Genomic DNA, 12,377 nt, shown 5'->3' on the forward strand with positions numbered 1-12,377 from the left:
TCTTATTCTCTCCGCAAGTTCCTACCCTATTCCCCTTGCTCTCACCTAGACTACTTAGTCAATCCTTTACTGTCAAGAATTTTTAAAAAATACAGAGTAAGATAACATTTAAACCATCTACTTGTTCTTTACTTTCTAAACTGTACTATTAATTGAGATATTTGACTCTAATCCAAGTCCATACATTCGTCCTTGATTTTTGCGCTTACTATGAAACGATAATCCTGTACCCGCAGGAACAAGTCTACCGACAATAACGTTTTCTTTAAGTCCACGCAGATCATCCTTTTTACCCATGATTGCAGCTTCTGTTAAGACACGGGTTGTTTCTTGGAATGATGCAGCAGATATAAATGAATCTGTCGATAATGATGCCTTTGTAATACCAAGAAGCATAAATTCATAAGTGGCCGGCATTTTTTTCTCAGCAATCAAACGCTCATTCTCAATTAATAAGTCAGCACGCTCAACCTGTTCACCAGGTATAAATATTGAATCTCCAGCACTCATTATTTGAACTCGCCTCAGCATTTGACGAACTATGACTTCAATATGCTTATCATTTATCCTAACACCTTGTAGACGATATACATCCTGTACTTCATCGGTAATATAACGCGCTAACGCCTCAACGCCTTGCAAACGTAATATATCACGTGGATCAGCAGGTCCATCAACAATAATCTCACCTTTATTAACAACTTGACCATCATGTGCCATCACATGTTTATCCTTAGGTATTAAATATTCATGTACGATACCCTCTAAATCAGTTATGACAAGTCGTTGCTTACCTTTGGTATCCTTACCGAACGATACAATACCAGTTACTTCCGCTAACATGCCCGCATCTTTTGGCGATCTCGCTTCAAAAAGCTCGGCTACACGCGGCAAACCACCCGTAATATCGCGCGTTTTCGATGTTTCTTGTGGGATTCTTGCCAAAACTTCACCAACACTAACCAATTGTCCGTCACGTACAGTAATAATACAACCAATTTGGAATGTAATACTGACTGGCTGGTTGCCACCAACCACTTTAATTTCATTTCCATCATCATCCAAGAATTTGACTAAAGGACGTAGGCCTTTTGATTGACTTACACCACGACGTTTTGGATCGATTACGACCAATGTAGACAACCCGGTTACTTCATCAATTTGCTTGGCTACTGTTACTCCTTCTTCAACATTCTCAAAACGTACCTTACCAGCATATTCTGTGATAATTGGCCGAGTATGTGGATCCCATGTTGTTAATACTTGACCAGCTTTAACGTTTTCTCCATTACGTACCAATAATGTGGCGCCATAGGATGCCTTATGTCTCTCACGTTCACGGCCATTCTCATCCTGGATAATAATCTCACCGCTTCGCGAGATTGCTATCAATTCATTTTGTGCATTCGTCACGTAGCGCATCGTAGAGGAGTAATGCACTGTTCCACTTGATTTACTTTCAACCTGACTCACCACTGCGGTTCTAGATGCCGCGCCACCAATATGGAATGTACGCATAGTTAATTGCGTACCTGGCTCACCAATAGATTGTGCCGCAATAACGCCCACCGCTTCACCCACATTAACAGGGGTGCCGCGTCCTAAATCACGACCATAGCATTTAGCGCATAACCCATAACGTGTTTCACAAGTCAGCGGTGTACGAACTTTTACTTCATCAATGCCCATAGATTCAATCAAATCAACCGCATCTTCATCCAATAATATACCTGAAGCAAAGATTACTTCCTGATTCTCTGGATTAATTACATCATTTACAACAACTCTACCAAGAATCCGTTCACGTAATGCTTCAATGATCTCGCCACCTTCTACCAGCGCTTTCATAACAACACCGTTACTTGTATTACAGTCTTCTTCCGTAACGACAAGATCTTGAGTGACATCTACTAAACGACGAGTTAAATATCCGGAATTAGCCGTTTTTAAAGCCGTATCAGCCAAACCCTTACGAGCACCATGTGTTGAAATAAAATATTGCAAAACGTTCAAACCTTCACGGAAGTTCGCAGTAATCGGTGTTTCAATAATCGAACCGTCAGGTTTTGCCATTAATCCACGCATACCTGATAACTGACGTATTTGCGCTGCCGAACCTCGCGCACCCGAGTCGGCCATCATATAAATTGAATTAAACGATTCTTGCGTCAATGGCTTACCATCTTCATCCAACTGAATTTTACCAGTGGCTTGCTCATACACAGACTCTACACCAAGTTGATTCATCATCGCTTTCGCAACTTGATCACCCGCACGTCCCCAGATATCCACAACCTTGTTATAGCGCTCGCCTTGCGTTACCAAACCTGAGGTATACTGCCCTTCGATTTCTTTTACTTCACTTTCCGCAGCAGCAATAATGTCGCCCTTCTGAGTCGGAATTAGCATATCATCCGCGCAAATTGAAATTCCTGCTCGTGTCGCATAGGTAAAACCTGCATACATCAGTTTATCTGCAAAAATAACAGCTTCTCGCAGCCCACAACGCCTAAAACTAGCATTGATCAGTTTTGAAATTTCTTTTTTCTTAAGGGTCTTATTTAATAGCGAGAAAGGTAATCCCGGTGGAAAAATCTCAAATAACAAGGCGCGACCTACTGTTGTCTCGTAACGAGTAATTTTTTCACATCGCTCGTCATCAGCATTGGTATCATATTCCTTGATTCTTACAGTAATTCTTGCGTTTAGCTCTACGTTTCGGCTTTCATAAGCACGGGATACTTCGCCGACATTCTGAAATAACATGCCTTCACCGCGCGCACCTACTTTCTCACGCGTCGTATAGTAAAGCCCAAGTACAATATCTTGGGATGGCACAATAATTGGCTCTCCATTGGCTGGAGATAGCACGTTGTTGGTTGACATCATCAACGTTCGGCATTCCATTTGTGCTTCTAGTGAAAGCGGTACATGTACCGCCATTTGGTCGCCGTCAAAGTCGGCATTAAATGCTGCACACACTAATGGATGCAATTGAATTGCTTTACCTTCAATTAATACCGGCTCAAAAGCTTGAATACCCAGACGATGCAGAGTTGGCGCTCGATTCAACATGACTGGATGTTCACGAATTACATCTTCAAGTATATCCCATACCACTGCGCTTTCATTTTCCACTTCGCGCTTGGCTGCCTTTATGGTACTTGCAATCCCCATTAGCTCTAGCTTATTAAAAATAAATGGCTTAAATAACTCAAGTGCCATTTTTTTCGGTAATCCACATTGATGCAGCTTTAACTGAGGACCGACAACAATAACAGAGCGGCCCGAATAATCGACACGTTTACCCAGCAAATTCTGACGGAAACGTCCGCCTTTACCTTTGATCATATCGGCCAAGGATTTGAGTGCACGTTTATTAGCACCTGTCATCGCTTTACCACGACGACCATTGTCGAGCAATGAATCAACAGCCTCCTGCAGCATACGCTTTTCATTACGAACAATAATTTCCGGAGCTTTCAATTCGAGTAATCGCTTCAACCGATTATTGCGATTGATAACACGTCGATATAAATCATTCAGATCAGAAGTTGCAAAACGCCCTCCATCCAGAGGAACCAATGGTCGAAGATCCGGCGGCAATACTGGTAATACAGTCAGTATCATCCACTGTGGTTTAATTCCAGATTTATTAAATGCTTCAAGTAATTTAAGGCGCTTAGAGATTTTCTTGATCTTTGTTTCCGAGCCTGTACTTTCCATTTCACGTCGCAGATTCTCTATCTCAGTATTGATATCCAGATTACTTAATAGATCACGGATACCTTCTGCGCCCATGCTGGCACTAAAATCATCACCATATTCTTCTGTTTTGATTAAATAATCATCTTCCGTTAACAATTGGCAGCGTGTTAACGGCGTTAGGCCAGGATCGGTAACTACATAAGCCTCAAAATAAAGTACACGCTCGATATCGCGTAGCGTCATATCCAATACCATACCTAAACGGGAAGGTAATGATTTTAGGAACCAGATGTGCGAAACCGGGGTAGCGAGCTCAATATGCCCCATCCGTTCCCGGCGAACTTTAGATAAGGTTACCTCAACACCACATTTCTCACAGATGACACCACGATGTTTGAGGCGTTTATATTTTCCGCACAGACATTCATAGTCCTTTACTGGACCAAAAATCTTGGCGCAAAATAATCCATCTCGCTCCGGTTTAAATGTACGATAATTAATCGTTTCGGGTTTCTTTACTTCACCATAAGACCATGAGCGAATTTTCTCTGGAGAAGCGAGACCGATTTTAATTGCATCAAACTCTTCTTTATGAGTAACTTGTTTAAATAAATCTAGCAGTGCTTTCATTTGTCACTCCTGTAACTCAGGGGGCAATAAAAATATTGGTGTAATGAAGTATTATGAATGACAGAATACAATTCAATCTGATCATCCTAACTATTCTGAATATCAATGCTGTTCCAAATCAATATCCATTCCCAGTGAGCGTATTTCTTTTACTAATACATTAAACGATTCCGGCATTCCAGCGTCAATCTTATGATCACCCTTGACAATACTCTCATACACTTTGGTACGCCCTGTGACATCGTCCGATTTAACAGTGAGCATTTCCTGCAAGGTATATGCAGCACCGTATGCCTCCAATGCCCACACCTCCATCTCTCCAAATCGTTGTCCACCAAATTGCGCTTTACCGCCTAATGGTTGTTGTGTCACTAAACTATAAGGGCCCGTTGAACGCGCATGCATCTTATCATCCACCAAATGATGCAGTTTTAGAACATGCATATAGCCAACTGTAACCGATCGATCAAAAGCTTCTCCAGTTCGACCATCATATAGCGTGATTTGCCCCGATCTTGGTAATCCTGCTAATTCCAACATGTCTTTAATTTCTTCTTCGGTCGCTCCATCAAATACAGGCGTGGCGAAAGGAACTCCCTCAGTTAAATTTCCAGCTAGCGATAGGATTTCATGATCGGATAGCGATGATATGTCTTCCTTCTTACCGCTTCCGTTATATACCTTGGCAAAAAACTCTCTGATTTCATTCGCATTCCGCTGCGCTTTCAACATTTCGTCGATTTTCTTACCAAGCCCTTTAGCTGCCCACCCCAAATGTACTTCAAGTATTTGTCCCACATTCATCCGGGAAGGGACTCCCAATGGATTCAATACTACATCAACAGGTGTCCCATCAGCCATATAGGGCATGTCTTCCAAAGGTACAATCTTTGAGATAACACCTTTATTACCATGACGCCCCGCCATTTTATCACCTGGCTGTAAACGTCTTTTAACTGCAATATAAATTTTAACCATTTTCTGCACACCGGGCGCCAGCTCATCTCCCTGTGTAAGCTTTTTCTTTTTCTCATCAAATGCAGCATCAAATGCTTTACGTTTCTGTGCCATACTTTCACGCACTTGTTCCAACTGTATGCTTGCATCTTCATCCGCCAGACGAATATCAAACCAATAGTGTGGATCAAAACTCTTCAAGTATTCAGCAGTTATTTCTTTTCCTTTGATCAGTTTATTCGGTCCTCCAGTAGCGACCTTGCCAATCAGCAAGCGTTCAAGCCGTTCAAATGCATCCTCTTCTACAATACGCATCTGATCCGCCAAGTCTTTCTTATATCGATCCAGTTCATCATCGATAATCTGCTGCGCACGCTTATCCCGTTCTATACCTTCTCGCGTAAATACCTGTACATCAATAACTGTCCCTGAAATTCCTGATGGTACTCGTAGCGAAGTATCTTTTACATCCGATGCTTTCTCACCAAAAATTGCTCTTAATAACTTCTCCTCGGGGGTTAGTTGTGTTTCACCTTTAGGGGTGACTTTACCAACCAATACATCACCGGCTTCAACTTCCGCGCCGATATAAACAATACCCGATTCGTCAAGTCGTCCCAGTTGATGTTCAGACAAATTTGGAATATCAGCCGTTATTTCTTCCGTACCAAGTTTCGTATCCCTACTGACAACTGATAATTCTTCAATATGAATTGATGTAAACCGATCCTCAGCAACAATTCGTTCTGATATCAGAATTGAATCCTCAAAGTTATAACCATTCCATGGCATAAATGCCACCAACATATTCTGCCCCAGTGCCAGTTCACCCATGTCAGTGGAAGCACCATCTGCGATCACATCATCTCTATCGATTCTGTCTCCAATCTTAACCAAAGGACGCTGATTAATATTGGTATTTTGATTAGAGCGTGTATATTTTATAAGATTATAGATATCGACGCCTACTTCACCCATTCGGGTTTCTGCATCATGTACGCGAACAACAATTCGACTCGCATCGACATAATCGACGATTCCACCACGTTTAGCGCGAACAGTAGTTCCCGAGTGTATTGCTACCACCCGCTCAATACCTGTCCCAACAAGTGGTTTCTCAGCGCGCAAGCAAGGAACCGCCTGACGTTGCATATTTGAACCCATCAACGCACGATTGGCGTCATCATGTTCTAGAAATGGGATTAAAGATGCTGCCACAGAAACAATTTGTGCCGGAGCTACATCGACATACTCAATGCGCTCAGGTGAAGACAAAGCAAATTCATTCTTGTGGCGACAAGAAACGATTTCACTGATAAACCGATTATTATCATCAAGCTCTGCATTTGCTTGAGCAATCATATAATTGCCTTCCTCAATTGCAGATAAATAATCTATTTCTTCTGTCACACAACAATCTTTCACTTTGCTATAAGGTGTTTCAATAAATCCATACTCATTGGTACGTGCATATAATGCCAGTGAATTAATCAGACCGATATTCGGTCCCTCGGGTGTCTCAATCGGACACACGCGCCCATAATGCGTTGGATGCACGTCCCGTACTTCAAATCCAGCTCTTTCTCGTGTCAATCCCCCAGGTCCCAAAGCCGAAATGCGACGCTTATGGGTAATCTCTGATAGCGGATTAGTCTGATCCATAAATTGAGATAACTGGCTGGATCCAAAAAATTCACGTGCCGCCGCTGAAACCGGCTTTGCGTTGATTAAATCATGCGGCATCAGATTTTCTGATTCTGCTTGACTCAAGCGCTCTTTCACTGCACGCTCGACACGCACCAAACCGGATCTGAATTGATTTTCCGCCAATTCACCCACTGAACGCACCCGCCGATTACCTAAATGATCAATATCATCGATTTCACCACGCCCATTGCGTAGCTCTACCAATATTTTGATAACAGCAATAATATCTTCATTCGATAGCGTCGAAGATCCTGTCAATTCAGTTCTACCGACTCTACGATTAAATTTCATTCTACCTACAACCGATAAATCATAGCGTTCTGGCGAATAGAACAAGCCAGAAAACAATACCTTAACAGCATCTTCAGTAGGCGGCTCCCCGGGTCGCATCATTCGATAAATAGCTACTTGAGCAGTCATTTCATCGATTGTTTCATCAATCTTTAATGTTTGAGAAATATAAGCGCCATAATTAAGATCATTGACATACAGTGTATTGACTTTCTTTATATTTGCTTTTTGTAGCTTAGCAATTGTCTCTTCTGTAATTTCATCATTAGCCAGTGCAACAACTTCACCGGTTTCTTTATCGATTATATTTTGTGCAAGTATTCTTCCCAATAAAAAATCTTCTGGCACATCCAGTTGATCAATCTTAGCTTCCTGCATTTCACGTATATGTTTCGCTGTAATACGTTTATCTTTCTGAACAATGACTTTTTTGCCTTTAGTCAGAATATCAAAACTAGCCACTTCGCCACGTAAACGCTCAGGGACAAGCTCGAACTGAATACTCTTTTCTGTGAAATAAAAACTATCAAATATAAAAAACTCTTTTAAAATCTGCTCTGAAGTACAACCAATCGCTTTCAATAGCGTAGTAACAGGCATTTTACGGCGGCGGTCTATCCTAAAATATAGACAATCTTTAGGATCAAACTCAAAATCAAGCCAAGAACCGCGATAGGGAATAATACGCGCAGAAAATAATAGCTTTCCAGACGAGTGGGTTTTACCCCGATCATGTTCAAAAAACACGCCAGGAGAGCGGTGTAGCTGTGAAACGATCACACGTTCTGTGCCATTGACAACAAATGATCCTGTCTCTGTCATCAAAGGAATTTCACCCATATACACTTCTTGTTCTTTAACTTCCTTTACTGTTGGCTTAGATATTTCTTTATCCATAATTGTCAGTCTTACTCTGGCACGCAGAGGAGACGCATAGGTAAGCCCACGCTGTTGACATTCCTTCACATCAAATACTGGTGCGCCAAGCTCATAACTTATAAAATCAAGACGTGCATTTTTAGTATGACTCTCGATTGGAAAGATTGAATTAAAAGCTGCCTGAAGCCCTTGATTCTGACGTTTATTGGGCGCAACATTTTCCTGCAAGAAAGCTGCATATGATTCGAGCTGAGTCGCGAGAAGAAATGGGATTGGCAATACGCTCGCACGTTTGGCAAAACTTTTACGGATACGTTTTTTCTCGGTGAATGAATAGCTCATGAATTTTCTCCGGACGAAGAAGGCAGAGGATTTAAGAGGTGAAGCTCAATAATTATCAATTGTTCATTACCTACGATGACGTATTAAGCGATCGAAATACCAAAGGCTGGTAGCCTTAATAGCTCACCAGCCCGGAAATCCTACAATTATTCTTATTTAACTTCGCAAGAAGCACCTGCTTCAATCAATTGTTTCTGGATTGCAGCAGCATCCTCTTTAGATACACCTTCTTTGACAGGTTTAGGCGCACCATCAACTAGATCTTTTGCTTCTTTCAATCCTAAACCAGTCACTGCTCTTACTACTTTAATTACATTTACCTTACTTTCACCCGCTGAAGTAAGAATCACAGTGAATTCGGTCTGTTCAGCTTCAGCCGGCGCACCACCTCCACCGCCCGGTGCAGCAACAGCAACAGCTGCCGTTGCAACGGCTGACACACCAAACTTTTCTTCCATTTCTTTAATCAATTGTGACAAATCAAGCACTGTCATGTTTGCAATTGCTTCTAATATTTGATCTTTTGTTACAGCCATTATTTTCTCCTGATTATTTTCTATATTTAGCTACGAGTTAAATAGAAGTCTTAAGAACTATTTGTTATCACGTACCATGGCCAAACCACGAACAAATCTAGCCGGTACTTCATTAAGTGTTTGAACAAATTTAGCAATCGGCGCTTGCATTGTTCCTAATAATTTAGCTAACAATTCTTCACGACTTGGTAATGCAGCAAGCGCAGTAATTTCATCCCGTGACATTACATGCTCACCCATTGCACCAACTTTAATCACGAACTTCTCATTGTTCTTAGAAAATTCATGCAGCACTTTCGCAGCCGCAACTGGATCAGCGCTAATCCCATATACAAGTGGTCCTACCATATGCTTAGCCAATTCCGCATAAGGTGTACCAGCAATGGCACGCCGAACTAATGAATTTTTTATAACACGAAAATAAATTCCTGATTCACGAGTTTTTGCTCTTAGTTGCGTCATGTGACCAACTTCCATCCCTCGATACTCTGCAATGATAATAGCTTGGGCGTTTGCTACTTGGGCGCTCACTTCCGCTACGATTGCTTTTTTCTCTTCAAGATTAAGACTCAAGGTTCATTCTCCATCAGTAAAAATAGTACTTGGTACAGTAAATCTAATTCCCAAATACTAAAAACCGGCGACCTTAAACCAGGAAAAAATAAACTCCTGTTTTGGGTACACCATCTACGCTGGGCGCTCAGAAAATCTGAAATTCAAACCACTCTGACTTCTGCGGCAGTTTTCCTATAGTCAAACATTTAAGTATCACCCAATAATCTGGCCATCTTTATGAGAGCATAGCCAGTTATTTTTTGATCACCCCAGCGATCTTTGACAATCCACCCAATACCCACATATACAGACACTGAGTGGCCCAAAGTTCTTTATTGTTGCGTTATACTCATTTGATCTACTCGCACTCCAATGCCCATAGTACTCGAGACAGATATTCTTCTCAGATAAACACCTTTTGAAGAGGCAGGTTTAGATTTGTTCAGGGCCTCAATTAATGCCATCAAATTCTGTTTTAAAGCTTCCACGCCAAATGATGCTCGCCCGATCGTGCAATGAATAATGCCAGTTTTATCAGCTCTAAATTGCACTTGTCCAGCCTTCGCATTCTTAACGGCACCCGCAATATCCGTTGTAACCGTACCAACTTTCGGATTGGGCATTAAACTACGCGGCCCCAGAATCTGACCCAACTGACCAACTATCCGCATAGCATCTGGGCTTGCTATTGCGATATCGAAATTGATATTACCCGCTTTAACTTCGGCGGCCAAATCCTCAAAACCCACAATATCTGCCCCTGCCTCTTGAGCTTCTTTAGCTTTATCACCTTGCGCAAACACTGCAACACGAACCGTTTTCCCAGTGCCTGCTGGCAAAACAACCGATCCACGCACAGCCTGATCTGATTTCTTTGCATCAATCCCCAAATTGACCGCCACATCAACAGATTCATCAAACTTAGCTGTCGCTGCCTCTTTTACAAGCTCCAGTGCTTCTTCAATCTGATATATTTTATTACGGTCAACTTTTCCTGCAATAGCTTGATAACGATTTGATGAACGTGCCATTTTATATACCCTCTACCTCTATACCCATACTTCTTGCACTGCCGGCAATAGTACGCACAGCAGCATCCAAACTCGCTGCAGTTAAATCCGGCATCTTTGTCTTTGCAATTTCTTCTGCTTGACTACGACTTAATCTTCCTACTTTGTCTAAATGCGGTCTCGGACTTCCTTTACCAACCCCTGCAGCCTTCTTGATTAACACTGATGCTGGCGTCGTTTTCATTACAAATGTGAAGCTCTTATCAGCATAAGCCGTGATTATCACTGGCACTGGCAACCCCGGCTCTATCTTTTGTGTCGCCGCATTGAATGCTTTACAAAATTCCATGATATTTAACTGGCGCTGACCTAGTGCAGGACCAATGGGAGGACTCGGATTAGCCTTACCAGCCGGCACTTGCAGTTTAATATATCCAGTAATTTTCTTTGCCACTATGCTCTCCTATTGGGTGCAAACGAGTAGTTATCCACTCTCCCCGATTCACTATTAATAATATTTTTTCCAACTAAATCTAATTCTTCATCTGTAAAAATATTTACAGATACATTTCAGTAAATATTTTTTAGGACTTTTCGACTTGATTAAAATCTAATTCGACTGGTGTTGGTCGTCCAAATATCGAGACTGAAACTCTGAGTTTGCTTTTATCGTAGTTAACATCTTCCACATTGCCATGAAAATCGGTAAATGGGCCATCTTTAACCCTTACGGCCTCACCCATTTCAAACAATATCTTCGGTTTCGGCTTCTCTACTCCCTCTTGAATCTGATGCAGTATGTTATCCACTTCCTTCTGACTTATTGGCGTAGGTCTCATCACTGAACCACCAACAAACCCAGTAACTTTATCTGTGTTTTTAACTAGATGCCATGTCTCATCCGACATTTCCATTTCGACCAACACATAACCAGGAAAGAATTTTCGTTCACTAATATTCTTTTGGCCGCTTTTCATTTCGATTACTTCTTCGACTGGCACCAAAATTTGACCAAACTTATCTTGCATACCAGCTCGCTCAATACGATCCTTCAATGCACGCTGTACACTTTTCTCGTATCCTGAATAAGCGTGAACCACATACCATTTCTTACTCATTCTTTCCTCTGTGATATTTGATCAAACATTCTGACCCATCATAAGCTTAACGAGTGACATCAGAGCAGCATCAATAAACCACAAAAATAAGGCCATTGCAATCACGAAAGCAAATACCACTCCTGATGTTTGGAGCGCTTCTTTTCGATTTGGCCAAACTACTTTTTTTGTTTCTTCAGTAGATTCCTTACAAAACCCGTAAAATTCTTGTCCTTGAGTTGTGAATTTCGCAACAATTGCAGCCAGCAGGAATCCAATTAATATCGATAATAGACGAATAACCATTGCGCTTTCACTTAAATAAATGAAACCCACAATACCGGCCATTATGAATATAAATACAAGTCCAAGCTTCAGTTTATTCACGTTCAACCAATCCTTTATGCTTTATGATTTAATGTTACAGTGACAATTTGCTTCCTAGGGTCTCAGTCAAGATTGGGCTTTGCATTTAAGGACATTCCACCAATGATCACACCTTGCATCTAAGATTTATAAACACCCAACTATTCTTTTTATTTCCAGTTGTTATGATTAGATTAGATAAAAAACAATTTCAATTTATTTTGGCAGGCCAGGAGGGCATCGAACCCCCAACCTTCGGTTTTGGAGACCGACGCTCTGCCAATTGAGCTACTGGCCTT

Annotated in this window: 8 protein-coding genes and 1 tRNA gene; all 9 read right to left on the reverse strand. The window is 41.5% G+C overall.

The genetic code is table 11. The features are described 5' to 3' along the window. Window positions 1–135: 135 nt before the first annotated feature. Window positions 136–4,338, reverse strand: coding sequence for a DNA-directed RNA polymerase subunit beta' (gene rpoC / locus Q0K92_RS12305; RefSeq protein WP_297326090.1), 4,203 nt, complete (start codon window positions 4,336–4,338; stop codon window positions 136–138). 102 nt (window positions 4,339–4,440) lie between these two features. Next, window positions 4,441–8,514, reverse strand: a complete 4,074-nt coding sequence (gene rpoB / locus Q0K92_RS12310) for a DNA-directed RNA polymerase subunit beta (protein ID WP_297326091.1) — start codon at window positions 8,512–8,514, stop codon at window positions 4,441–4,443. Window positions 8,515–8,666: 152 nt separating this feature from the next. Further along, window positions 8,667–9,050 (reverse strand): 50S ribosomal protein L7/L12, encoded by a 384-nt coding sequence (gene rplL / locus Q0K92_RS12315; RefSeq protein ID WP_297326092.1) that lies wholly within the window; start codon window positions 9,048–9,050, stop codon window positions 8,667–8,669. 57 nt (window positions 9,051–9,107) lie between these two features. Next, window positions 9,108–9,623 carry a 50S ribosomal protein L10 gene (gene rplJ / locus Q0K92_RS12320; RefSeq protein ID WP_297326093.1) on the reverse strand — a complete coding sequence of 172 codons (516 nt, stop codon included), beginning with the start codon at window positions 9,621–9,623 and terminating at the stop codon, window positions 9,108–9,110. Window positions 9,624–9,937: 314 nt separating this feature from the next. Further along, on the reverse strand, window positions 9,938–10,636 hold the full coding sequence (gene rplA, locus Q0K92_RS12325; protein WP_297326094.1) for a 50S ribosomal protein L1: 699 nt from the start codon (window positions 10,634–10,636) through the stop codon (window positions 9,938–9,940). A 1-nt stretch (window position 10,637) separates the two neighbouring features. After that, on the reverse strand, window positions 10,638–11,069 hold the full coding sequence (gene rplK, locus Q0K92_RS12330) for a 50S ribosomal protein L11 (RefSeq protein ID WP_297326095.1): 432 nt from the start codon (window positions 11,067–11,069) through the stop codon (window positions 10,638–10,640). A gap of 130 nt (window positions 11,070–11,199) precedes the next feature. Next, window positions 11,200–11,733, reverse strand: coding sequence for a transcription termination/antitermination protein NusG (nusG, locus tag Q0K92_RS12335; protein ID WP_297326096.1), 534 nt, complete (start codon window positions 11,731–11,733; stop codon window positions 11,200–11,202). Window positions 11,734–11,754: 21 nt separating this feature from the next. After that, the gene (gene secE, locus Q0K92_RS12340; protein WP_297326097.1) at window positions 11,755–12,099 is read right to left on the reverse strand and encodes a preprotein translocase subunit SecE; all 345 of its coding nucleotides are present in this window, start codon (window positions 12,097–12,099) and stop codon (window positions 11,755–11,757) included. Window positions 12,100–12,300: 201 nt separating this feature from the next. Continuing rightward, window positions 12,301–12,376: transfer RNA gene (locus Q0K92_RS12345), tRNA-Trp, on the reverse strand. Window position 12,377 lies beyond the last annotated feature (1 nt).

Source organism: Nitrosomonas sp. (assembly GCF_024282095.1).
In the GTDB taxonomy this organism is placed as follows: Bacteria; Pseudomonadota; Gammaproteobacteria; order Burkholderiales; family Nitrosomonadaceae; genus Nitrosomonas.